At 46.9% G+C, this 24,019-nt stretch carries 26 protein-coding genes and 1 other RNA gene; 16 read left to right on the forward strand and 11 right to left on the reverse strand.

All coding sequences use genetic code 11. From position 1 onward, the window contains the following. Positions 1-1,693, forward strand: a 1,693-nt coding sequence (gene tkt / locus CIK04_RS13660) for a transketolase (protein WP_128824622.1), incomplete at its 5' end; no start/stop codon positions are given. A 51-nt stretch (positions 1,694-1,744) separates the two neighbouring features. Here the strand turns inward: tkt and CIK04_RS13665 are convergent. After that, complete coding sequence (locus CIK04_RS13665; protein ID WP_013571101.1) at positions 1,745-1,981, reverse strand: hypothetical protein; 237 nt, start codon at positions 1,979-1,981, stop codon at positions 1,745-1,747. Between the two features lie 200 nt (positions 1,982-2,181). On the opposite strand from CIK04_RS13665, the gene epd reads away from it, so the two are divergent. From epd to mscS, 4 genes are all read left to right on the forward strand, one after another. Continuing rightward, complete coding sequence (epd, locus tag CIK04_RS13670) at positions 2,182-3,222, forward strand: erythrose-4-phosphate dehydrogenase (protein ID WP_097353407.1); 1,041 nt, start codon at positions 2,182-2,184, stop codon at positions 3,220-3,222. A gap of 150 nt (positions 3,223-3,372) precedes the next feature. Continuing rightward, positions 3,373-4,533, forward strand: a complete 1,161-nt coding sequence (locus CIK04_RS13675) for a phosphoglycerate kinase (RefSeq protein ID WP_026050355.1) — start codon at positions 3,373-3,375, stop codon at positions 4,531-4,533. Between the two features lie 149 nt (positions 4,534-4,682). Next, entirely contained in the window at positions 4,683-5,759 is a 1,077-nt protein-coding gene (gene fbaA / locus CIK04_RS13680; protein ID WP_011079477.1) for a class II fructose-bisphosphate aldolase, read from the forward strand. A 295-nt stretch (positions 5,760-6,054) separates the two neighbouring features. Then, complete coding sequence (mscS, locus tag CIK04_RS13685) at positions 6,055-6,918, forward strand: small-conductance mechanosensitive channel MscS (protein ID WP_026050354.1); 864 nt, start codon at positions 6,055-6,057, stop codon at positions 6,916-6,918. A gap of 67 nt (positions 6,919-6,985) precedes the next feature. Here mscS and CIK04_RS13690 read toward each other — a convergent pair whose 3' ends face one another. After that, a complete protein-coding gene (locus tag CIK04_RS13690; protein WP_038963174.1) occupies positions 6,986-7,606 on the reverse strand; it encodes a LysE/ArgO family amino acid transporter in 621 nt (206 codons plus the stop codon). A gap of 126 nt (positions 7,607-7,732) precedes the next feature. Between CIK04_RS13690 and CIK04_RS13695 the strand changes: the two genes are divergently transcribed. Both CIK04_RS13695 and CIK04_RS13700 read left to right on the forward strand, forming a co-directional pair. Next, a complete protein-coding gene (locus tag CIK04_RS13695) occupies positions 7,733-8,629 on the forward strand; it encodes a LysR family transcriptional regulator ArgP (RefSeq protein ID WP_045589555.1) in 897 nt (298 codons plus the stop codon). Positions 8,630-8,757: 128 nt separating this feature from the next. Next, positions 8,758-9,450 (forward strand): oxidative stress defense protein, encoded by a 693-nt coding sequence (locus CIK04_RS13700; RefSeq protein ID WP_097353408.1) that lies wholly within the window; start codon positions 8,758-8,760, stop codon positions 9,448-9,450. 59 nt (positions 9,451-9,509) lie between these two features. Here the strand turns inward: CIK04_RS13700 and serA are convergent, their stop codons facing one another. From serA to zapA, 5 genes are all read right to left on the reverse strand, one after another. Beyond that, complete coding sequence (gene serA, locus CIK04_RS13705) at positions 9,510-10,739, reverse strand: phosphoglycerate dehydrogenase (protein ID WP_017422627.1); 1,230 nt, start codon at positions 10,737-10,739, stop codon at positions 9,510-9,512. Between the two features lie 259 nt (positions 10,740-10,998). After that, positions 10,999-11,655, reverse strand: a complete 657-nt coding sequence (gene rpiA, locus CIK04_RS13710) for a ribose-5-phosphate isomerase RpiA (RefSeq protein ID WP_011079483.1) — start codon at positions 11,653-11,655, stop codon at positions 10,999-11,001. A gap of 52 nt (positions 11,656-11,707) precedes the next feature. Continuing rightward, entirely contained in the window at positions 11,708-12,307 is a 600-nt protein-coding gene (locus CIK04_RS13715) for a 5-formyltetrahydrofolate cyclo-ligase (protein ID WP_039469945.1), read from the reverse strand. Positions 12,308-12,310: 3 nt separating this feature from the next. Further along, positions 12,311-12,495: non-coding RNA, 6S RNA (gene ssrS / locus CIK04_RS13720), on the reverse strand. A gap of 5 nt (positions 12,496-12,500) precedes the next feature. Further along, positions 12,501-12,812 (reverse strand): cell division protein ZapA, encoded by a 312-nt coding sequence (zapA, locus tag CIK04_RS13725; RefSeq protein ID WP_011151176.1) that lies wholly within the window; start codon positions 12,810-12,812, stop codon positions 12,501-12,503. Between the two features lie 246 nt (positions 12,813-13,058). Between zapA and CIK04_RS13730 the strand changes: the two genes are divergently transcribed. Genes CIK04_RS13730 through CIK04_RS13740 form a run of 3 tightly spaced genes read left to right on the forward strand, consistent with a single transcriptional unit; the run spans position 13,059 to position 16,073 of the window. Beyond that, positions 13,059-13,634, forward strand: coding sequence for a YecA family protein (locus tag CIK04_RS13730; protein WP_045593945.1), 576 nt, complete (start codon positions 13,059-13,061; stop codon positions 13,632-13,634). A gap of 14 nt (positions 13,635-13,648) precedes the next feature. Then, complete coding sequence (gene ubiH, locus CIK04_RS13735) at positions 13,649-14,824, forward strand: 2-octaprenyl-6-methoxyphenyl hydroxylase (protein ID WP_097353409.1); 1,176 nt, start codon at positions 13,649-13,651, stop codon at positions 14,822-14,824. 13 nt (positions 14,825-14,837) lie between these two features. Further along, the gene (locus CIK04_RS13740) at positions 14,838-16,073 is read left to right on the forward strand and encodes an FAD-dependent 2-octaprenylphenol hydroxylase (protein WP_080526814.1); all 1,236 of its coding nucleotides are present in this window, start codon (positions 14,838-14,840) and stop codon (positions 16,071-16,073) included. Between the two features lie 79 nt (positions 16,074-16,152). Here the strand turns inward: CIK04_RS13740 and CIK04_RS13745 are convergent, their stop codons facing one another. The 3 genes from CIK04_RS13745 to ygfZ form a co-directional block, all read right to left on the reverse strand. Further along, the gene (locus CIK04_RS13745) at positions 16,153-16,359 is read right to left on the reverse strand and encodes a DUF1107 domain-containing protein (RefSeq protein ID WP_011079489.1); all 207 of its coding nucleotides are present in this window, start codon (positions 16,357-16,359) and stop codon (positions 16,153-16,155) included. A 588-nt stretch (positions 16,360-16,947) separates the two neighbouring features. Beyond that, entirely contained in the window at positions 16,948-17,460 is a 513-nt protein-coding gene (locus tag CIK04_RS13750) for an aminoacyl-tRNA deacylase (protein ID WP_097353410.1), read from the reverse strand. Continuing rightward, positions 17,450-18,424 carry a tRNA-modifying protein YgfZ gene (gene ygfZ / locus CIK04_RS13755; RefSeq protein ID WP_045611385.1) on the reverse strand — a complete coding sequence of 325 codons (975 nt, stop codon included), beginning with the start codon at positions 18,422-18,424 and terminating at the stop codon, positions 17,450-17,452. Before ygfZ ends, CIK04_RS13750 begins: the two co-directional genes overlap by 11 nt. 196 nt (positions 18,425-18,620) lie before the next feature. Here ygfZ and CIK04_RS13760 point away from each other — a divergent pair, with 196 nt between their 5' ends. After that, positions 18,621-18,881 carry a succinate dehydrogenase assembly factor 2 gene (locus CIK04_RS13760; RefSeq protein WP_011079492.1) on the forward strand — a complete coding sequence of 87 codons (261 nt, stop codon included), beginning with the start codon at positions 18,621-18,623 and terminating at the stop codon, positions 18,879-18,881. Between the two features lie 31 nt (positions 18,882-18,912). Further along, positions 18,913-19,281, forward strand: a complete 369-nt coding sequence (locus CIK04_RS13765; RefSeq protein ID WP_017422618.1) for a protein YgfX — start codon at positions 18,913-18,915, stop codon at positions 19,279-19,281. 26 nt (positions 19,282-19,307) lie between these two features. Here the strand turns inward: CIK04_RS13765 and nadB are convergent, their stop codons facing one another. Beyond that, entirely contained in the window at positions 19,308-20,915 is a 1,608-nt protein-coding gene (nadB, locus tag CIK04_RS13770) for an L-aspartate oxidase (RefSeq protein WP_026050351.1), read from the reverse strand. A 350-nt stretch (positions 20,916-21,265) separates the two neighbouring features. Between nadB and rpoE the strand changes: the two genes are divergently transcribed. Genes rpoE through CIK04_RS13790 form a run of 4 tightly spaced genes read left to right on the forward strand, consistent with a single transcriptional unit; the run spans position 21,266 to position 23,933 of the window. After that, positions 21,266-21,844 (forward strand): RNA polymerase sigma factor RpoE, encoded by a 579-nt coding sequence (rpoE, locus tag CIK04_RS13775; protein WP_011079494.1) that lies wholly within the window; start codon positions 21,266-21,268, stop codon positions 21,842-21,844. A gap of 27 nt (positions 21,845-21,871) precedes the next feature. Further along, positions 21,872-22,492 (forward strand): sigma-E factor negative regulatory protein, encoded by a 621-nt coding sequence (locus CIK04_RS13780; RefSeq protein ID WP_013571110.1) that lies wholly within the window; start codon positions 21,872-21,874, stop codon positions 22,490-22,492. After that, complete coding sequence (gene rseB / locus CIK04_RS13785) at positions 22,489-23,466, forward strand: sigma-E factor regulatory protein RseB (protein WP_039469937.1); 978 nt, start codon at positions 22,489-22,491, stop codon at positions 23,464-23,466. Before CIK04_RS13780 ends, rseB begins: the two co-directional genes overlap by 4 nt. Beyond that, a complete protein-coding gene (locus CIK04_RS13790; RefSeq protein WP_097353411.1) occupies positions 23,463-23,933 on the forward strand; it encodes a SoxR reducing system RseC family protein in 471 nt (156 codons plus the stop codon). The genes rseB and CIK04_RS13790 overlap by 4 nt, the downstream gene beginning before the upstream one ends. Positions 23,934-24,019: the final 86 nt, after the last annotated feature.

Below are 24,019 nucleotides of genomic sequence, written 5' to 3' on the forward strand. Positions count from 1 at the left end.
AGAATACGGCTACGCGCCTGGTATCGAAACAACAACGGGCCCTCTAGGTCAAGGCATCACCAACGCGGTTGGTATGGCAATGGCTGAGAAAGCGCTCGCAGCGCAGTTCAACAAACCTGGCCACGACATCGTTGACCACTTCACTTACGTGTTCATGGGTGATGGCTGTCTGATGGAAGGTATCTCGCACGAGGCATGTTCTCTAGCGGGTACGCTAGGTCTTGGTAAACTGATTGCATTCTGGGATGACAACGGCATCTCTATCGACGGTCACGTTGAAGGCTGGTTTTCTGACGATACGCCTAAGCGTTTCGAAGCTTACGGCTGGCACGTTATCCCAGCAGTGGATGGTCACAATGCTGAAGCGATCAACGCAGCAATTGAAGCCGCTAAAGCGGATCCTCGCCCAACTCTAATCTGTACTAAAACTATCATCGGTTTTGGTTCACCAAACAAATCGGGTTCACACGACTGTCACGGTGCACCACTAGGTGCGGAAGAAATTGCCGCAGCTCGTGAATTCCTAGGTTGGGAACACCCAGCATTTGAAATCCCTGCTGACGTTTACGCAGAGTGGGATGCAAAAGCAGCTGGCGCTGCAAAAGAAGCCGCTTGGAATGCGAAGTTTGATGCGTACGCAGCAGCGTACCCAGTCGAAGCCGCAGAGTTCAAACGCCGCGTAAATGGCGAGCTTCCAGCTCAGTGGGAAGAGAAAGCAAACCAAATCATTGCAGATCTTCAAGCAAACCCAGCGAACATCGCATCACGTAAAGCATCACAAAACGCGCTAGAAGCGTTTGGTAAAATGCTGCCAGAATTCATGGGCGGCTCTGCTGACCTAGCGCCTTCTAACCTCACCATGTGGTCGGGTTCTAAATCGCTAGAAGCAAACGACTTCTCTGGTAACTACATCCACTACGGTGTACGTGAATTTGGTATGACTGCGATCATGAACGGTATCGCGCTACACGGCGGTTTCGTACCTTACGGCGCAACCTTCCTGATGTTCATGGAATACGCACGTAACGCAATGCGTATGGCCGCTCTGATGAAAGTGCAAAACATCCAAGTTTACACGCACGATTCTATCGGTCTTGGCGAAGATGGTCCAACTCACCAACCGGTTGAGCAAATCGCATCGCTGCGTCTAACGCCAAACATGAGCACATGGCGTCCATGTGACCAAGTGGAATCGGCAGTTGCATGGAAACTGGCGATTGAACGTAAAGATGGTCCATCGGCACTGATTTTCTCTCGTCAAAACCTAGCACAGCAACCACGCAGTGCTGAGCAAGTGGCAGACATCGCCAAAGGTGGTTATATCCTGAAAGACAGCGATGGTAAGCCTGAGCTGATCCTAATCGCGACGGGTTCTGAAGTTGAGCTAGCAGTGAAAGCGGCAGAACAACTGACCGCTGAAGGTAAGAAAGTGCGTGTGGTTTCAATGCCTGCTACTGATACTTTCGACAAGCAAGATGCGGCTTACCGTGAATCTGTATTGCCATCAGACGTCACCGCACGTATCGCTATCGAAGCGGGCATCGCGGATTTCTGGTACAAGTACGTTGGTTTCGACGGTCGCATCATCGGTATGACGACTTTCGGTGAATCAGCACCTGCTGACCAGCTGTTCGAAATGTTTGGTTTCACTGTAGAAAACGTAGTGAACACAGCAAAAGAACTGCTAGCGTAAGCTTACGAAGATAAAAGAAAAACCGAGCGTTAATGCTCGGTTTTTTTGTGCCTATTCAAATTCTTTTCCCCAGTTGTCTTTCTCTTTGTGCCCACATTCCTTGCAGGTGACATAGCGATCCATATCGTAATAGTGACCGCCATTTATCAGGGTATGAGCCCAAAGCTTTAACGTTCCAAGAATCGTTTTATCCGTATCGTAGCGACTTGGCTTACGGACCAGCACTTCTGAGTGCGGTGTTTCTTTATTGCATCGCTTGCAAAAGTGAGCTGCGGGAAAACCAGACATACGCGTTTCCTTTTGGTGATCAAACAAGGAACTAAAGTGCCAAGTGAAATACGCGACGCCTCAATTAAATATATTGGCGAAGTGAATGTTTCGTGAAGTGAAAAGAGAGTTTACCGCGACTGAGATCACTTACTTAATGCGTTTAGCCTGCGTATCGGGTACTATCTGTGACACGAAATTTTTGGTGAGGCGAAGGATAGATGCTAAAAGTTGCGATCAATGGATTTGGACGTATCGGTCGTAATGTTCTGCGCGCCGTGTATGAAAGCGGTAAGCATCAACAAATTAAAGTGGTCGCGGTTAATGAGCTTGCTCAGCCAGAAGCCATGGCTCACTTGCTGCAATATGACACCAGTCATGGACGTTTTGGCAAGAGAATCTCCCACGATCAAGAACATCTCTACGTTCACCATGACGCTTGCCCTCAAGGTAAGGGCGAGTTCGATTCTATCCGTATTCTGCACCTTTCCGAAATCAATCTTCTGCCTTGGCGTGACCTCGAGGTCGATCTGGTCCTCGATTGTACGGGCGTGTTTGGTTGCCAAGCTGATGGGTTAGAGCACATCAAAGCCGGAGCGAAGAAAGTGCTGTTTTCGCATCCAGGTGCCAGTGATCTCGACAACACCATCATCTATGGTGTTAACCATGAAACCTTGACAGCCGAGCACAACGTCGTTTCCAACGGTTCGTGTACCACTAACTGTATTGTGCCGATCATTAAAGTGTTGGACGAGGCATTTGGCATTGAATCTGGCACCATTACCACCATTCACTCTTCGATGAATGATCAACAAGTGATTGATGCCTATCACAGCGACTTACGCCGCACTCGAGCCGCCAGCCAATCCATTATTCCGGTGGATACCAAGTTGCATAAGGGAATTGAAAGAATCTTCCCGAAATTTTCCAACAAATTTGAAGCTATTTCAGTGAGAGTGCCGACAGTAAACGTCACTGCAATGGATTTAAGTGTCACGATTAATACAAATGTGAAAGTTAATGACGTAAATCAAACCATTGTTAACGCATCTCAGTGTACATTACGTGGCATTGTTGACTATACTGAAGCGCCGCTCGTTTCCATCGACTTTAATCATGATCCCCATAGCGCGATTGTCGATGGTAGCCAAACTCGAGTCAGTAACGGGCATTTAGTGAAAATGCTGGTTTGGTGCGATAACGAATGGGGCTTTGCGAACCGTATGCTGGATACTGCGCTCGCAATGCAAGCTGCCAAATAGTCGTATCGGCAGCGTCGGAGAAAATTTATTTTTAGCCTTGAAATAAATTTGTAATGACTCCATATCAATAACCAGTTTGAAGAATTAACAGGCTTGGCAGGGTTGCCGAGTTTTCAAAAACTTTATTTTTAATATTTGAGAGGACACATCATGTCTGTAATCAAGATGACTGACCTGGATCTAGCAGGTAAACGTGTATTCATCCGTGCTGACCTAAACGTGCCAGTAAAAGACGGTAAAGTAACTTCTGATGCACGTATCATCGCATCTCTTCCTACTATCAAGCTATGTCTAGAAGCTGGCGCGAAAGTAATGGTCACTTCTCACCTAGGTCGTCCTACTGAAGGTGAATATGCAGAAGAGTTCTCTCTACAACCAGTGGTTAACTACCTAAACGACGCGCTAGATTGCGAAGTGAAATTGGCTAAAGATTACCTAGATGGTCTTGAGCTAAACGCTGGTGAACTTGTTGTTCTTGAAAACGTTCGCTTTAACAAAGGCGAGAAGAAAAACGACGAAGCACTTTCTAAAAAATACGCGGCACTATGTGACGTATTCGTAATGGATGCATTCGGTACAGCTCACCGTGCACAAGCGTCAACTCACGGTGTGGGTATGTTTGCTGAAGTAGCGTGTGCGGGCCCTCTACTTGCTGCTGAACTAGAAGCACTCGGCAAAGCAATGAGCAACCCAGAGCGTCCTCTAGTTGCTATCGTTGGTGGTTCAAAAGTGTCTACTAAACTAACGGTTCTTGAGTCACTATCTAAAATCGCTGACCAACTTGTTGTTGGTGGTGGTATCGCGAACACATTCATCGCCGCTGAAGGTCACAACGTAGGTAAGTCTCTATACGAAGCTGACCTAGTTGAAACGGCTCAAAAGCTAATGAAAGAGTGTGCAATTCCTGTTGCTACTGACGTAGCGTGTGCGAAAGCATTCGACGAAAACGCAGAAGCGGAAATCAAACATGTTTCTGAAGTACAAGACGATGACATGATCTTCGACCTTGGTCCAGAATCAACGGCAGCACTAGCTGAAATTATCGCAAACGCGAAAACCATCCTTTGGAATGGCCCTGTAGGTGTATTCGAGTTCAAGAACTTTGAAGCGGGTACTAAAGGTATTTCTGAAGCGATCGCTCAGTCTCCTGCATTCTCTGTAGCAGGCGGTGGCGATACTCTAGCGGCTATCGACAAGTTCGGTATCAAAGCGGACGTATCTTACATCTCGACTGGCGGCGGTGCGTTCCTTGAGTTTGTAGAAGGTAAAGTACTTCCAGCTGTTGAAATGCTAGAAGCACGCGCTAAGTAATTAAACGAAGGCGGGGGTTACTCTCCCGCTTTCTTGTTTGCGGCACATCTCATTTTTGCTAGAATAGCGCGAGTTGTGAGCAAACGTTTGCAAGAATTTAAACTTAACGAGTTTTATTTTTAAAACGACAGATAAATAGGATTACATCCATGTCTAAGATCTTCGATTTCGTAAAACCAGGTGTTATCTCTGGTGATGACGTTCAGAAAGTATTTGAAGTAGCAAAAGAAAACAACTTCGCTCTTCCAGCTGTAAACGTAGTAAACACTGATTCAATCAACGGTGTTCTTGAAGCAGCTTCTAAAGTGAAAGCGCCAGTTGTTGTTCAGTTCTCTAACGGCGGTGCTGCTTTCTTCGCTGGTAAAGGCGTGAAACTTGAAGGTCAAGGTGCTCAAATCCTTGGTGCTATCGCTGGTGCGAAATACGTACACGCAGTTGCTGAAGCTTACGGTGTGCCAGTAATCCTACACACTGACCATGCTGCTAAGAAACTACTTCCATGGATCGACGGTCTACTAGACGCAGGTGAAGAGTTCTTCGCTCAAACTGGTAAACCTCTATTCTCTTCTCACATGATCGACCTTTCTGAAGAGTCGCTAGAAGAGAACATCGAAATCTGTGCTAAGTACCTAGCTCGTATGGAAAAAATGGGTATGACTCTAGAGTTTGAACTAGGTTGTACTGGTGGTGAAGAAGACGGCGTAGACAACTCTCACATGGATCAGTCTGAGCTTTACACTTCTCCAGAAGACGTTGCTTACGCGTACGAGAAACTGATCCCAATCAGCCACCGTTTCACTATCGCAGCATCTTTCGGTAACGTGCACGGTGTTTACCAAGCAGGTAACGTTGTTCTAACTCCAACTATCCTACGTGATTCTCAAGCTTACTGTTCTGAGAAATTTGGTATCGCTCCAAACGCACTAAACTTCGTATTCCACGGTGGTTCTGGTTCTTCTGAAGCAGAAATCAAAGAGTCTATCAGCTACGGTGTTATCAAAATGAACATCGATACTGATACTCAGTGGGCAACTTGGGACGGTATTCGTCAGTACGAAGCGAAGAACCACGATTACCTACAAGGTCAAATCGGTAACCCAACTGGCGAATCTGCGCCAAACAAGAAATACTACGATCCACGTGTATGGCTACGTGCTGGCCAAGAGTCAATGGTTGCTCGTCTAGAGAAAGCATTCGCTGACCTTAACGCAGTTGACGTACTGTAATTCTGAACAGAATGATTTGCAGACAAAACCCGCTCTCTGAGCGGGTTTTTTTATACCACTTGCTGACGGATAGAAAAACTCTGGCACAGTTTGAAATAATTGCTTAATCTTGATCAGCGATATTGAACGGAGTGTAAATCTCTGTTTTGACAGCTTTTGCAAAAACCTGACTTTGCAAAATGTCAAAAATGAGATATCGTGCCAAAATTCTGACGCATATTCAGATGACTAACAAGAACGGGCGTATATATAACGCCAGTACCATTTTTAAAGTCATAACTTGAGGAATAACATTATGGCAGGTGAAACAGTGGGGATTGATACCTCATTAGTGGATGGTCTAAATCAGGCTGAAACTTGGCTAACCAACAATTCAGATCTACTGATTCAGTACGGTGTGAACATTATTTCTGCGATCGTCATTCTGTTCATTGGTAACATCATTGTGAAAGCCGTTGCGAACAGCGTATCGAAAGTTCTTAATAAGAAAGAAATGGACAAAGCGGTGGTGGAGTTTATCCACGGTTTAGTTCGTTACTTGCTGTTTGTTATCGTATTGATTGCCGCTTTAGGCCGTGTTGGTGTTGAAACCGCCTCTGTTGTTGCAGTGATCGGTGCGGCGGGTCTTGCTGTTGGCCTTGCTCTACAGGGTTCTCTATCAAACTTTGCTGCTGGTGTTTTGATCGTTGCATTCCGTCCGTTTAAATCGGGTGACTACGTGGAAATCGGTGGTGTAGCGGGCTCTGTTGAAGCAATTCAGATTTTCCAAACGGTCTTGAAAACCCCTGACAATAAGATGGTGGTTGTGCCTAACTCAGGTGTGATTGGTGGTGCGATCACTAACTATTCTCGCCATGCCACACGCCGTGTCGATCTCATGATCGGTGTTTCATACAAATCGGATCTGAAGAAAACCAAACAAGTGATCCGTGAGACGCTAGAAAAAGATACGCGTATTTTGAAAGATCCAGACATGACAATCGGTGTTGTTGCTCTGGCTGATTCATCGGTGAACTTCGTGGTACGCCCATGGTGTAAAACCGAAGATTACTGGGCAGTATATTTTGATTCGATGCAGGCTATTAAAGAAGCATTGGATGCAAATGGTATCGAGATCCCATTCCCACAAATGGATGTACACCTAAACAAGGTGGACTAAATCCAAATCGAAAAAAGCGAGGTTACGACCTCGCTTTTTGTTTCCGTCAAACCACGGTTTATTGCAGTTATGCCAAAAGAGACCTAGTAAGGAGCGCAGCGATAGTAAACATCATAGCCGCCACCGCAATGTCTATCCCTCTCTTCACTTTGGGCTTTGATAATGTTGGCCCTAGTTTTGCGGCGCCCATGGAGAGTGCGTAGAACCAAGTGAACGATGCCAGCGTGGTTCCAATCGCAAAGGCAATGCGATCATGCCCCTCAAATTGGCCGCCAATCGAGCCTAAAATCACCACCGTATCCAGATACAGATGTGGATTTAATACCGTAACAGCCAAAGCTCCCAAAATGACCGTTCTGCGTCCACGAGCAATCACTTCGTGATGCTTCTCAACTTGTTCTATGGGTTTAAAAGCGCTTTTGAGCGACATCAAACCGTACACACTGAGAAAGGCAATGCCGCCCAATGTCACCGCGGTAAGCAGTAGCTCATTTTGCGAGAGAATGGCACCACCGCCAAAAATACCCAGAGAAATAAACACCATATCTAAGACACTGCAAACAGCTGCAGTCGTTAAATGGTGGTTACGTTTGATGCCCTGATTGAGTACGAAGGCATTTTGAGCCCCAATGGGAATAATCATGGTGGCACCTAAACCAAAGCCTTGCAGTAACACCCAAAAATTCACGATAAACCTCGGTAACAATGATCTAATGATAAAGAGAATGTGAGCAAGGTATCGTTTTAACTGGTATAAGTATAATTAATGATTTTAATCCTATATAAGAAAATCTGATTTGTTGGGAGGGTTGCGATGCGTGGTTTAGATTACAAATGGATAGAGGCGTTAGATGCGGTCGTTGCACAAGGTGGATTTGAGCGAGCCGCGGAAGAGCTGTACATCTCTCAATCGGCGGTATCACAGAGAATTAAACAACTAGAGCGCTTTTTGGCGCAACCAGTGCTAATACGTGAACAACCACCCAAACCAACACCTGTGGGAAAGAAGCTGTTGGGCTTGTATCGACGCGTACGCATTCTTGAACATGAGCTCATTCCTGAGCTCATGAACGATGACACAGTAAAGCCCATTCAACTGGCGTTGGCAACTAACGCGGATAGTTTGGCCACGTGGTTATTGCCAGCACTCAAAGAGGTGATGACACAGCGACAAGTAGAACTAAATTTAGCCATCTATGGAGAATCCCGTTCCATTGAAAAGCTAAAGAGCGGTGAAGTGGCTGGCGCGATCAGCCTTGAGTCGCAACCTATTGCGGGGTGTAAAGCCGACTACCTTGGGCGCATGGACTATGTGTGTGTCGCCAGTCCGGATTTTTATCAACGTTATTTTTCTGCAGGGGTGAATTACCAAACCTTGCGTAAAGCGCCAGCGGTGTCCTATGACCAATATGATGATCTTCATAACCGTTTTTTGCACGACCATTTCAACATCTCTCGCGATTCCATCATCAATCATAATGTTGGAAGCTCAGAAGCGTTTGTCCGCCTTGCCGTTTCAGGAATTGCTTACTGTTTAATTCCCAAGCTGCAAATCGAACAAGAGTTGGCGTCGGGCGCACTGATGGACATCACGCCAGGATTTTTATTGTCTTATCGTATCTATTGGCATCATTGGCAGCTAGAAAGCGGGGTGTTGAAGGAAATTTCGCAAGCGATTGTTGAATACGCACAAGCTCATTTACCCCAGTAGAGGCGACTCGGGAGCTCATTAGTACAGGGATAACAGAGTCAAAGTTGTGTAAGAAGTGTTCATGAGATATTGGTTAATCTGCTAAACCTTCTATTATCAAGACAGTTTCTTTACAGAAGGTTTATGGCATGAAATGGTTTCCTACAAGTGTGGTGCTTTCGGCAAGTTTGGTCGCGGGTTATGCAATGGCAGAGGCCCCCAGCTTCGCTCACCTGTCAACCACGGGTTATGGTGAAGTAGTTGCAAAACCGGATATGGCGATATTTACGGTGAAAGTGGTGGATTCGACCATGACCGCAGAATCCGCCAAACAGTCAGTTGATACCACAGTGGATGCTTTTTTAGCGGCTTTAACCAAGGCGGGTGTAGATAAACAGCAAATAACCAGTACCAATCTCTATCTTGCTCCTCAATATCATTACCCGAAAAATGAAAAGCCAGACCTCGTTGGTTATCGCGCTTCTCGTAGTGTTACGGTGAAAGTCGCCAACTTAGCAAACCTTAATGCCTATCTCGATCTTGCGTTGAATGCGGGGATCAATCAGGTAGATAATATTCAGTTGTTGGTTAGCAACGAGGCGGAATATCAGCAGCAAGCTCGCCTTGAAGCGATTAAAGATGCGCAGCAGAAGGCGGGATTCTTGGCGAAAGGGTTTGGTAAGTCGCTAGGGGAAGTATGGCAGATCAACTACAACCAACCTAATGTGCAACCTGTGCTGATGCGCACTATGATGATGGACGCAAAATCGGAAAGTAACAGCTATCAAGACTCAAGCTTAATCATTCGTGACCAAGTCTATGTGACGTACAAGCTTAATTAAATTTTAGCAACATGATGAATAAAACAAAGGGCAGGATAACCTGCCCTTTGTTGTTTCTATTAGTGAAGGATTCGAGCTCGAATTGTGCCTTCGATCTCTTTAAGTTTGACCAGTGCTTCTTCGGAGCGCTCAGTTTCTACGTCAATCACCACATAACCAATATCGGCTGAGGTCTGCAGGTATTGACCCGCAATGTTGATGCCTTCTTCAGCAAAAATGGTGTTGATTTGCGTCAGAATGCCCGGACGGTTTTGGTGAATGTGGAGCAAGCGTGAGCAGCTACGATGTTCTGGCAGTGAGACTTCTGGGAAGTTAACACTGGATAGCGTTGAGCCATTGTCTGAGTATTTCGCCAGTTTGCCAGCCACTTCAACACCAATGTTCTCTTGTGCTTCTTGAGTTGAGCCGCCAACGTGTGGAGTAAGAATCACATTGTCAAATTTTTGCAGTGGAGATTCGAATGCTTCAGCATTGGTGGCCGGTTCAACCGGGAAAACGTCAATCGCTGCACCAGCAATATGACCTGATTCGAGTGAATGGCATAGCGCTTCAATATCGACCACGGTGCCACGAGCTGCGTTGATGAAGATAGAACCCGGCTTCATGCGAGCAAACTCTTCTGCACCCATCATATTTTTGGTTTCTGGCGTTTCTGGTACGTGTAGAGAAATCACGTCACACTTGTTGAGCAGTTCGCTCATGGTTGGGATTTGAGTTGCATTACCTAGCGAGAGCTTGTTCTCGATATCGTAGAAGTAAACACGCATACCTAGGTTTTCAGCAATAATACCAAGCTGAGTACCGATATGACCGTAACCAATAATGCCTAGACGTTTCCCACGAGCTTCGTAAGAGTTGTCGGCACTTTTTTTCCAAATTCCGCGATGAGCCAAAGCGTTCTTTTCTGGAATACCACGTAGAAGCAGCAGGATTTGGCCAAGAACCAGCTCCGCCACACTGCGAGTGTTTGAGAAAGGCGCGTTAAAGACAGGAATACCACGTTTGGATGCTGCATTTAGATCCACTTGGTTGGTACCAATGCAGAAACAACCGATCGCAACCAGTTTTTGTGCCGCATTGATCACTTCTTCAGTTAAGTTGGTACGAGAACGAATGCCAATGAAGTGCGCGTCTTTAACCGCTTCAAGAAGAGCATCGTCAGAAAGTGAGCCTTTGTGGTATTCGATATTGGTGTAACCCGCAGCTTGCAGCACTTCTACCGAAGAAGGGTGGAGGCCTTCAAGAAGTAAGATTTTTATTTTCTCTTTTTCCAGTGAAACTTTGGCCATTGTTTTCGTCCTTAAAATGGAAGGGTGGGCTAATTTGGCGCACGTTAAACAAAATCGTTAAGAGCAGTGAAATTAACAGTTTTGGCGGAGGACAAACGTTTCCTTGTGCGTCTTCTGCTCAATAAAGTAACAAAAAATTTTTGTTTTGGGTAAGAAAATTACGGAATAAGAGATAATTTTCTTCAAGAAAGTCATAAAAAACGGCGCCCTTAGGCGCCGTCTGTAATCAAATAACGGAAAATAGCGCAAAACCAGCTATTTATTCCTCAATTTTTGCACCTTCTGGAGTGCCGGTAATGACCACGTCAGCACCGCGATGAGCAAATAGGCCGACAGTGACGACACCAGGGATGCCGTTGATCTGATCTTCCAGTTGTTTTGGATTGGTGATCTTCATACCGTAAACATCAAGGATGACGTTACCGTTGTCAGTAATCACTCCTTCGCGGTAACAAGGATCGCCACCAAGTTTAACCAATTGACGCGCAACGTATGAGCGAGCCATTGGGATGACTTCAACAGGAAGAGGAAAGGTTCCAAGAACATCGACAGCCTTTGTACCATCAACAATACAGATAAATTTGTCCGCAATCGCCGCAACGATCTTCTCGCGAGTGAGCGCCGCGCCACCGCCTTTGATCATTTCACGATCTGCGTTGATTTCGTCCGCGCCATCAACGTAAATGTCTAAAGAGGCGACTTCATTGCAGTCAAAAATTTTGATGCCTAGCGCTTCAAGTTTCTCTGTTGATGCAACAGAGCTGGATACCGCACCTTTGATCTCTTCACTCATGGTTCCAAGAGCATCGATGAAGTGATTAACCGTTGAGCCTGTTCCTACGCCAACAATGCTGCCTTTTTCCACATATTTGAGCGCTGCCCAACCAGCGGCTTTTTTCATTTCATCTTGAGTCATGCTCATCTCCTGAATTGATGAAGGATAGTTCGTGCCGCGCGATTATAACGAGTTAAACGTCGTTTTCCCATTGCCAGATTTGGCTTGGGGTCACGATCTTAGGCAAAGGAATATCCCAAACTTCGCAAGGTAGCTGCTCAACATGCTGGCAATCATGGGCGATACCGATAGGCTTGGCACCTAAGCCAGTGCGAAACCAACGCTCTAAGGTGCGGTCATAGTAGCCGCCGCCCATACCAAGCCTTTGCCCCGTGCTGTCAAAGGCGACCAGTGGCGTACAAATTAAATCAAGCTCTGCGAGTGGGATGATATGACGTTTATCAAGCTTCGGCTCAAGGATACCGTAGCGGTTGTAGATCAAGTCGGTGTGGTGATGGTAGTGAAGAAAAAGAAGTTGCCCTTTGGAAAAAGGATGTATCACTGGGAGGTACACTTGCTTACCCAGCTCCCAAAGCCATTCAATCAACGGTTTGGTATCGAGCTCTCCGTCAGCAGAAAGATAGAGGGCGATGTGTTGCGCGTCAGTGAGTTCATTGAGCTGGGCAAAGTGGGCAGTCAAATCCAGCGCAGCTTGATATTGAGTATCACTGCATAATTGATTGCGTCTTTGACGGATAAGTGTGCGGATGTCTTGCCGGGAAAGATTTTGCATAGAGGATACCCCAGAGTGCCGTCGCGGATTGTGGCCCTTGAACCAGCTGGTTCAAGGCGGATCGGCAATGATTACCGTAGGCTTCTCGGTACGGGCCAAGCTTGCTCAATAGCGATCAAGTACCAACCCTTTGGTGTTGCTTATCGGCTCAGGGACTTTAATCCGGCTGACAAACACTCTAGGGTAAATGCTGTTATTGCGCCGATCCTTGCGTGACTTTCATTAGCGCTTTATCAAGCGAATCGGTGAGCTGTTCCATTCGCTCTACCATCAGTTGTTGCTGTTCATTGCTAGCACTGCTCTTGCTGTTGAGCTCATAACAGATGTTCAGTGCCGCGAAAGTCAGTAACTGGATCTCATTAGTTACCTTAGTACGTTCGCTCATCTCTTTCAAACGAGCATCGAGATCTTGAGCGGCTGCGACCAACGCCTCTTCCTGCCCTGAAGGACAGTTAACACGGGTGATTTTGCCAAGAATTTCAACGTCTACCGCTTGGTTGCTCATGATGGATTAACTCTATAACGCGCGAACTGAGATGCTGTACTCAACAACGACTGAGGAACAAACTATAGGTAAAGCGCTATCAAGATTCAAGCATTTCACAACGTCTTGAGATAAATGTGACAACAAGAAGTCAGTTATTGGACAATTTGCTCATTTGCTATGCAGAAAACGCGTTTATCATCGTTTTCGCTCAAGGCGCTAAATGGTAGGATTACTCCCCACAGATGATCACTATGAAGAAAGACAATGAGTAAAAATCAACTTCCAAGCTACCAAGTCGTTGCTGATGAAATGAAAATGGCCACTCTGGCGGTAACTCCAGCGGAATTGCATGGATTACTTGCAGGCATGATCAGTGGTGGTTTGTCACAGCAAGATCACAGTTGGCAGCCAATGTTGTTTGATTATACCAATGATGGCATGGGTTGGCCGAGCGCGGCGTTGGAACAGGCGCACGCGTTGTTTAACGTGACTTCAGCTCAGTTAACCAGTGATGAGATGGTGTTAAACCTGTTGTTGCCAAACGCCGAAGGTGAAGACGCCATTTTTGCGCTGGCGGACGCTCTTTCTGATTGGATTAATCATTATATTTCTGGTTTGGGCTTAGCGGGAGCCGCACTCAACAAGGCGTCAGAAGAGGCGAAAGAAGCACTGGCGGATCTCGAAGAGATGGCTCGTCTCGGTGTTGATGAAGACGACGATTTGCAAGAGCAAGCAGAGCTGCTGGAACACGTTATTGAGCATGTTAAAGCATGTGCGTTGCTGATCCATGCGGAGTTTGGCGCCAAAACGTCTTCCTCTGAAACCCCGACCATTCATTAATCTGAGGGGCGGAAATGACGCAATATGATGTTGTAATTGCTGGAGGAGCAATGGCTGGGGCGACGCTTGCTTTGGCACTTTCGCACCTGACGGACAACCAATTGAAGGTCGCAGTTGTCGAGCCTTATCAGGTGGATACCAGTCACCCAGGGTTTGATTCTCGCTCAATAGCACTCTCATATGGCACCGTGGATATTTTGCGTCGTTTCCAGCTTTGGCCATCGATAGCACCTTGTGCCACGCCGATTACGGATATTCACGTATCTGATCGCTCTCATCTGGCAATGACCGATATTTCTGCGCAACAAGTTGGCGTTGAAGCACTGGGTTATGTGGTGGAGCTGGCGGATGTTGGGCGTATCTATCAGTCGTTATTGCAGCGTTGTGAGTCCATTTCTCTCTACACCCCTGCCGCAGTCGACCGCGTTGAGCGATTCACCGATAGCGTTTCGGTGCATTTGAATAATGGAGAAACGCTGCAAGCGAAGTTGCTGGTGGCCGCCGATGGGGCAGTCTCTAACTGTTGCCAGCAACTGGGCATGACCCTAGCGCAGCACGATTTTGAACAAACCGCTGTCATTACCAATGTTGTGACAGAACAGGCGCATCGTGGGCGTGCGTTTGAACGCTTTACTGAACATGGCCCAGTAGCGTTGCTGCCGATGTCTGACAATCGCATGTCTTTGGTATGGTGTCTGCCTCCGGATTTAGCCGAGCAGGTGATGTTGTTATCTGACGAGCAATTTTTGGAACGCTTACAGCAAGAATTTGGTTGGCGGCTAGGTCAAATGCAAAAAGTGGGCATGAGGGCGAGTTATCCGCTGATATTACGCCATCGAGAGCAGAACATCTCTCATCGCTTCGCGGTGGTAGGTAACGCGGCGCAAACCCTACATCCGATTGCTGGACAAGGGTTTAATCTTGGCATTCGTGATGTGGCCTCACTGGCCGAAGAGATCACCAAGCAGCTTGATGATGTTGGGGCGTATTCTTCTCTTATGCGCTTTAAGCAGCGCCGTTGTGGTGACCGACAGAACACCATATGGATGACGACCAGTTTGGTACACCTTTTCTCTAATGATTACCTTGCACTCAGAGTGGCTCGCAACCTCGGGTTAGTGATGATGGATAATCTTTCTGGGCTGAAACAGCCACTATTACGCCAGACATTAGGTCTGGTGAGCCGATAGCGAGTAAAACAAAATGATACAAAGTGTGGATGTGGCGATCGTTGGCGGTGGCATGGTCGGACTGGCGTTGGCCGCGGCATTTAAAGAGAGCGATTTGCGTGTCGCAGTGATTGAAGGGCAGGCTCCAAATCTGCAAATGAATGAACTGCCAGATGTGAGAGTTTCCGCGCTCAGTCGTTCCAGTGAGCACATCTTAAAAAATCTGGGTGCTTGGCAATCCATTGTGGAAAAACGAGCCTCTCCTTATGTGGCGATGGAAGTGTGGGATCAAGACAGTTTTGGCCACATTGCCTTTAGTGCGGATGCGATGGCGCAGCCGGATCTTGGCCATATTGTTGAAAATCGCGTCATTCAGCTGGCACTGTTGGAACAGGTTAACAAGCTGGATAATGTGATGGTACTGATGCCGTGTCAGTGTCAATCGATGAGTGTAGGAGAGAGCGAAGTGTGGCTATCGCTCGACAATGGTCAGGCGCTCACGGCCAAGTTGGTGGTTGGTGCAGATGGCGCTAATTCTTGGGTTCGACGTCAGCAGGATGTCCCGCTGACCCATTGGGATTATGGCCATTCTGCGATTGTAGCCAATGTTCGCACCGTCGAGCCACATTGCTCCGTTGCACGTCAAATTTTTACTCCTCAAGGACCGTTGGCCTTCCTGCCAATGTCTGAAGAGAACATGACCTCGATTGTGTGGTCGACTGAATCACTGCGTGCAACGAGTTTGATGGCGATGTCAGACAGTGAGTTCAATAAGGCGCTGAGTGCCGAATTTGATATGCGTTTGGGGTTGTGTGAAGTCGTTGGGGAGCGCTTTAGCGTACCCCTGAAAATGCGTTTTGCTCGAGATTTTGTCAAAGAGCGTGTCGCCCTTATCGGTGACGCTGCACACACAATCCATCCATTGGCGGGGCAAGGCGTGAATTTGGGCTTGCTGGACGCAGCCAGTCTGGCGCAAGAGATTCTCGCACTTTGGCAACGTGGTGAAGACATTGGTACCAAGCGAAACCTGCGTCGTTTCGAGCGTTGGCGTAAAGCGGAAGCGGCGCAAATGATTGCCGCGATGCAAGGTTTTCGAGAGTTGTTTGCCGGCTCTAATCCGTTGAAAAAGTTCTTACGTGGCGTTGGTTTGACAATGGCAGGGCACCTTCCGGGTGCTAAAGAGCAAATCATGAGACGTGCGTTGGGGTTGGATGGCGAGCTTCCTGAGTTGGCGAAACGTCGTCAACCAGAGCAGATTCGCTCATCGTGAGAATAAAAGAGAAAGGGCTGAAAATCAGCCCTTTCTTTTTTCGAATTCAGCGGGTTATCTTGTTTTATCGACAAGACAATTAAGCGTAAGCACAGCGCAGCTTCATGATCTCCTGATTGACTTCTTTCACTGTTTGAAAATGCTTTTGCTCAGCTTTTGCTGGCAGGATCAATTTACCATTATCAAACTCAAATTTTCCTACGCCGTAAATGTAAATTCTTCCCTTAAATAGTCGACTCACGTGTTTAGCAATCATACCTGGTGTATAGCGCTTAAACAGTCTCATACTTACTTTCCTTTTTTCTCAATCAGCTCCGCTAGTCTAACAGTTACTGTGACTTAAATGTGTGACATCTCTGGATTAAAATAGAGCTATGTCTTTCGTGTTTAGATAATTGTGCTGAGCTAGACAAATTTCCTGATAATTGCCCTCAATTTAGTGAGGTTAAGCTCAAAATGGTCATGCAAACGGAACCTTAATGTTATCTGTCTCTTTTCGAATCATGGTCACTCATGTTTTACGTGACGCATTAAGCAATAGTTTTGTTACAAGAATAAGAATAGTTGGTAATTATTTGTTACGCACTATGAGGTGGCTATTTATGGGGAAAAGATTCACTCGAATAGGTTGGTGCCTAAAAAAAAGCCCGCAACAGCGGGCGAATAGTCACAGATGCATTACACAAAAGTGGATTTCCTGACCAAGGTCAGTGGATTCACTTGGGTCAACTGAACACTCATTGAGCGGTCAATCAACAAATTCAGGTTATCCTAAAATAACCGCATTGACTATTTATGTTTTTAATGTGACTAAAAATTCCGATGGAATTTTTCTGTTGATTTGAGGTTGATCACAATTTGTGAGCGCAATCGATTACTTTTGATGAGTCAATAATGTGCCTAGTTCACTAGAACGACAAATGTCAGCCCAGATGGGAGAGGTGAGTTGGGCTAGGTGTGTTAACGATAAAGCCAGTCCTGCCATATTGTTTCCACTGCTGATGGTGACCATCGACTCCGCTTGAAGTGCATGGTCGAAGACAATCGGCATGGCTTTTTTGAGTAAGAGGGGAGTAACAGTGCCCAGTTGATATCCTGTAATTGCATAAATTTGCGAACTGTCGACGCATGTCATGCGCCGATAATCCATTAATGCTCTGACTTTTTTAGGATCAACAGAGCGATCGCCTGGTGCACACGCCAGTACATAGCGATCACTCATATCACGCAGCAAAATGCATTTGACCATTTGCGCAGGACGAATCCCCCGCTGTTTGGCTGCATCTTCGATGGTGGTGGCTGGTGTTTGATGAGGCAACAGACGATAGGGCACCTGTTGCTCATCAAGATAGCGGGTCAATGCTGTCGACAAATCACTATTCGTCATCGAGGGAATACGGTAGGGGCTCTCGTTGCCACAGTTGCTCGCTTTGACCTGCCAGGCGAAATTGCGTTTCGGGCTCTAGGTCATTGGGTAGCACAAAAAGTCCGGTCGCTCGTCCATCATCAAAGTGATAACTCACCAATGCTTCACCAGCCGCGCGCCAGTTATCACCCACACTGCGTTCCAAGCTGATCGTTGTCTCTGTGGCTGATGGTGCTATGGCGCCGGAGAGTCGATACAGAGCTCGCTTGTTGATGCCACGATATTTGGCTCGTGCAACGGTCTCTTGGCCTGTGTAGCAGCCCTTTTTAAAGCTAATGCCATTTACCGCCTGCAAATTTACCGCTTGAGGAATGTGCTCATTTTGGGCAAAAGCAGGGATGCGTGGAGAGACTTCTAGGATATCGTAAAGATCCCAAAGAGAGTGGTCACACAACTGTGCTGTCGCCAACATGGTAAGCACTTCATCTTGTTGGTTTGCGTCTACGACCAATAACCAGCGCTGTGGTGAGATCTTTACTGCTGTCCCTTGGGCAAAGCTTACCACTGCCGCCTCTGCATTGTTGGTCAGTTTCGCGATGGCTTGCTCCGCTTGTACACCGCAAACGCCCAGCAAGATGGCATCGCTAACATTGATTTCAACTTTGGCAAAGATGGCGTATTTTTTGAGTTCACGCAACTCCACGTCAATGGCTGACTTATCTTGTAACATCGCGTAGCCATCGGCGTAATGAAACAGACGAAAGGCACTCCACAGCTTGCCTTTTGCATCGCAGTGGCCACCCCAAGTCACTTGATCGGCTTCTAAGGAAACAACGTCACAAGTCACCTGACCTTGAAGGTACGATTTTTTATCGTTACCTGTCATGGTAATCAGACCAAGATTATCTAATAAGCTGACGGCGAGCTCTGGTAACGCTTGTTGGCTGCCAAGTGCGCATCGTTGGATTGGTTGAGTCGATTGCATGTTATTCGCTATCCATAAAGTCGATTTATTGAGGTATGTTAATCTGCAAGTGACCATTTGTCAGCAGAGGAAATGTAGGGACTTCCCTTTGTTGAGATGCGATTGCTACTCAGTTTGTGACATATCTACTAGTGGCAAATCGGTAGCCTTGTTACACTCCGCGCTAAATTATAAATACTTTGGTGAGGAATAGCCGATGTACACTACAGAAGAAAAAGCACGTATCCGCTGGGCGTGTCGCCGTGGCATGTTAGAGTTGGACGTGGTTGTTATGCCTTTCTTTGAAGAGTGTTTTGAGAAGCTCAGCGAACAAGAACAACGTGACTTCGTCTCTTTATTGGAGTGCGATGATCCCGATTTGTTTACTTGGGTGATGGGGCATGGACGAAGTGAGAATCTTGGTCATGCGTCAATGGTAGATAAAATTGTCGCGCACAACCTCAGTAAGGTTCGTTAACCTTAATCTCAATGACTCTCGTGGCGCTCGGATGGTTGATGGCTTGATTGCTATCTGCATCATCTGGGCGTTACTTTTTTCTCCCTTTCCGCTTATTGTCGCAGTCGCCCTGTTTTACCCCCTCTATCAATTTCAAACCATACATGGTTTCTGCTATCCCTCATGGCAAGGTGCGGTGTCGGTAAACGCGTCTGGGGCCATTAAATATCAACAGCAGGTTGAGCATATCCAGTCATTGAGTTTGTTGTTTTATTGGTGGTTCGTTTCAATAAAGCTGGCCAATGGGCGGCGCTATTTGATTTGGCGAGATAGTTGTCAGGATTCGGACTATCGACAGTTGATGATAGTGCTAAAACAGTGGCAACAAAAAGGGGAACTGAATTCGTCCCCCAAGTCATAAAAAAGATAAACAGCGATAAAAGTGGTTTACTCTTCTGGGCGCAAAATCGTCGGGCCACTGTTTTCAAGTTGCTCAGGGTAATCGAGAGTGTAGTGTAAACCGCGACTCTCTTTCCTTTGCATCGCACAACGCACCATCAGCTCTGCGACTTGCAGTAAGTTACGCAGCTCCAATAAGTTATTGGATACGCGGAAGTTACTGTAGTATTCATGCGTCTCTTGTTGCAACATTTGAATGCGACGCAGTGCGCGCTCAAGGCGCTTGTCAGTGCGTACAATGCCCATGTAATCCCACATAAACAGTCTCAGCTCATGCCAGTTGTGTTGGATGATCACTTCTTCATCACTGCAGGTCACTTGGCTTTCGTCCCAGCTTGGTAAGCTGGACGCTAAGTCTACTTGTTTGTGCTTTTTCAAAATGTCTTTTGCTGCCGCCCATGCATAAACCACACACTCCAACAAGGAATTTGAAGCCATACGGTTTGCTCCGTGTAGGCCAGTGTAGCTCACTTCGCCGATAGCATAGAGATTGTGCAAATCTGTTTGCCCTTTGGTATCGACCATGACACCGCCACAGGTGTAATGTGCGGCTGGAACGATGGGGATCGGCTCTTTGGTCATATCAATACCCAAATCCATCAGACGTGAGTGGATCATTGGGAAGTGTTTGGTAATGAACTCCGCGGGCTTGTGACTGATGTCTAAGTACATGCAATCCGCACCCAAGCGTTTCATTTCGAAGTCAATTGCACGTGCCACGACATCACGAGGAGCCAGTTCTTCACGCGGGTCAAAATCGGGCATGAAGCGTGATCCATCCGGACGACGTAAATAAGCGCCTTCACCACGTAATGCTTCTGTCAGGAGGAAGTTGCGAGCTTCTGGGTGGTATAAACAGGTTGGGTGGAATTGGTTAAATTCCATATTGGCCACGCGACATCCTGCGCGCCAAGCAATCGCAATACCATCACCAGAAGAAACATCTGGGTTGGAGGTGTACTGATAAACTTTTGATGCGCCACCGGTCGCGAGCACGACAAACTTCGCTTTAACGGTTTCTACATGCTCTTGGTTTCGGTTCCAGACATACGCGCCGATCACTTTATTTTTATCGCCGCCAATTTTGTCTTCGGTGATCAAGTCGAGGGCATTATGACGCTCTAAAACATGAATATTAGGATGGTTGTGAGCATTGTCTTGCAGCGAGGTTTGCATCGCCATGCCTGTGGCATCAGCTGCGTGCAAAATACGGCGATGGCTATGGCCGCCTTCGCGGGTTAAGTGATAACGCGGTTCGTCGTCAGAGTCGTCCTCTTCACGATCAAAGGGCACACCGCCATCAATTAACCATTGCACACACTCTTTGGCGTTTTCAGCGATAAACTTCACCGTTGCTTCTTCACAGATGCCGTCTCCGGCGATCAGAGTGTCTTGAACGTGTGACTCAATACTGTCTGATTCATCGAATACCGCAGCGATACCACCTTGAGCATAGTAGGTTGCTCCCTCGCTACGAGGTCCTTTACTTAACACGATAACTTTGCAGTGATTGGCGACGCGCAAGGCCAACGACAAGCCAGCAGCTCCGCTGCCCACCACTAACACATCACATTCATGTTCACGGTTTGCGTTCATAAAATTTTCAAAATCCCGGTCTAAAGTGAATGAGTTCACTTTGTATAAATCCGCACATCATGTGCTTCCAGTACACGCAAAAACGCCGATTTACATCGGCTAGAAAGGCAATCTGAGATTAATGCCATTGCTTTTCTCACTCCGTCCCTCCAAAATCAGCGACAGAGAGTGTTTATTACATCACATTGCGCCTCAATAATTGACAAAAAATTTCACTTAAGTGGGAACTTTCTTGATTGGCGCGAGTCACAATAGTGCTCAAGTAAGCAGTGGTGTCAATACTACATTTTGCATAATTATTGCCCATATCTGAGATATGTGGAGCATAACGAATAGGAGTATCCGCTCGAATGAACGAGCAGTTGACCGATCAAGTATTGATTGAGCGAGTTCAGAGTGGCGATAAGCAAGCATTCAATCTTTTGGTGGTGAAGTACCAAAACAAAGTCTGCAATCTTATTTCCCGATACGTTAGTAATCCTGGTGATGTCCCTGATGTAGCACAGGAGGCTTTTATTAAAGCTTACCGAGCTATTCCAAGTTTTCGTGGCGAAAGTGCCTTCTATACTTGGTTGTATCGCATCGCAGTGAATACGGCGAAAAACCACATTGTTGCCCAGAGCCGTAGGCCACCCGCCAGTGATGTGGATGCTGATGAAGCTGAATTATATGAGACAGGTAACGCTTTGAAAGAAATTTCGAACCCTGAGAACCTCACGTTGTCCAATGAGTTGAAGCAAGTGGTTTTTAGTGCGATCAATGCGTTACCAGAAGATTTAAAAACAGCAATGACTCTGCGAGAGCTTGATGGCTTGAGCTATGAGGAAATTGCAGAAGTAATGGATTGCCCTGTAGGAACGGTACGTTCGCGTATCTTCCGTGCTCGTGAGGCGGTGGAAAAGAAAATTCAACCTCTTTTGCAACGCTAGTACCAGTAACAACAATGGTGAATTAGAATGGCTGACAAAGAAAAGCTTTCGGCGCTCATGGATGGCGAAATTGTCGATAAGGCTTTGATCAAAGAGATCGCTCAAGACGATGACGTTTTGGCCTCTTGGCGCAATTACCACTTAATTGGTGATGTTATGCGTGGTGAAGCACCGCAACAGCCCGAGTGGAATATTGCTGAAAGTGTCGCATTAGCGTTGGAAAACGAACCCGCGCACAGTTTACATCAGCAAAAAGTCATTGAGCTTACTCAGATGCCTCCAGAGTCACAACCTTTGCCACAACAGGCAAGAAGGCAGTTACCAGCGTGGTTGTCTCAGTTTGGCCAAGTCGCGGTTGCGGCGTGTGTGTCCCTTGCGGTCATCCTTGGCGTGCAACAATACGGTGGCAGTGATCCCGCGGCGCCTCAAGCGGATCAATTACCTGTGTTGCAGACAATTCCGTTTGCCGGCAGTGCTGAGCCAGTGAGTTTGACGCGTGAATCGGTCGAAAAATCGATGAGCGAATCGTCAATTCAAGAGCAGCGTAAACGCGTTCATGCTATGTTACGTGATTATGAGCTCCAGCTAAGATTAAATAGTGACTCATCTCATATTGCAGGTGAGCAATCTACATCGGAAATTGAATGAAGAAATTCCTGTTCAGTGTCTGTGCTCTGTTCAGTGTGATGACTCCCCAAGCCTTTGCCAGCGATAAGCCGGCGGAGGCTTTATTGCATCAAATGAGCGAAGCCAGCCAAAATTTGAGCTACGAGTTAGCTTATATTCTTATCAAGAAAAACAGCATAGAGCCTTTACTGTATCGTCATGCCAGTAAAGAAGCGCAGCAGTATGCGCATTTGATTTATCTTAGTGGTCCTGTGCGCGAAGTGATTAAACGTGGCCATGAAGTCAGCTATATAGAACCTGGTGTGGAGCCGTTTACCATTCAAGCCGGAGAAATGGTGGCCCCGGTCATGCCTATGTTAGGCAGTGACATTGATCAACTGCACAAGTTTTATGATTACGTGCAAGTCGGCCGAGCACGTGAAGCCGGCTCTCCTACGCAAGTGATCCGTATTGTGCCGAAAGATGGGTTACGTTATTCCTACGTGGTTTGGATTGATGAGCAGAGCAAGCTGCCCTTACGCGCCGATCTAGTGGATCGTGACGGTGAGGTGATTGAGCAGTATCGTGCCATTACATACACTGTGAATCAGAAAATTGCCGACCTAATGAGTGGTCTTGAAGACGTGCAGCTACCTGCTGTTCTGACTTTACCGAAAGGGGAAGTGGAGAAGAGCAACTGGCGTGTGTCATGGACTCCGGAAGGATTTGTTGCCAACGATCTAAGCCGTTATCGCTTGGCATTGACGGATCAATTGGTGGAAAGCCAGCTTTTCACTGATGGCTTGTTTAGTTTCTCTGTTTATGTCGCAGAGAAAGACGATCATTCATTGAAAGGCCAATTGGTACGTCAAGGCCGCCGTACTTTACATAGTGTGGTGGTGGGTGATCATGAGATTTCTGTGGTAGGAGACATTCCGCCAGCCACTGCGCAGCGTATCGCTCAATCGGTCACCTTCACGGCTGAACTTAACCAGAATAAGGCAAAACCGCAATGATGACCGCACTCGCCACCGTCACCCAAGTGACACCGAATGACCATGGGTTTGAGGTGGCGTTGAGTTGTGAGCAACAAACCAGTTGCAGCAGTTGTTCTTCACAAAAAAGCTGCGGAACAGGGGTTGTCAGTAAAGCGTTTGGTAACAAAAGTTTACTTTGGCATTTAGAGACCCAGCGACGACTTCACGTTGGTCAAGTGGTTGAAATAGGTATTCCAGAGCAAAGCCTTCTTCAATCGGCGATGTTGGTTTATCTGCTGCCTATCGTTGCGATGCTGCTGGGGGCTTTGTTTGGCCATTTGGTGCTTTCTCCATGGCTAGAGATGGGAGAAGGGGCGGTGGTACTGACCTCGATGCTTTTTGCGTTTATCGGCATCCTCTTCGCCAAAAAACTGGCTCAGCCGCTTGAGCAGAAAAGTGCTGCTCAAGTTGAACTGATGAGAGTGTTTGGTGAACCTATCGCCTAAATTATGATGCGCCCAGAGTTGAAATTGGGTAGAATCTGCCAACTTAACTGAAATGCCGCCAACGAGCGGCGTTTCTATGTCCCAGA

Source organism: Vibrio sp. 03_296 (assembly GCF_002265885.1).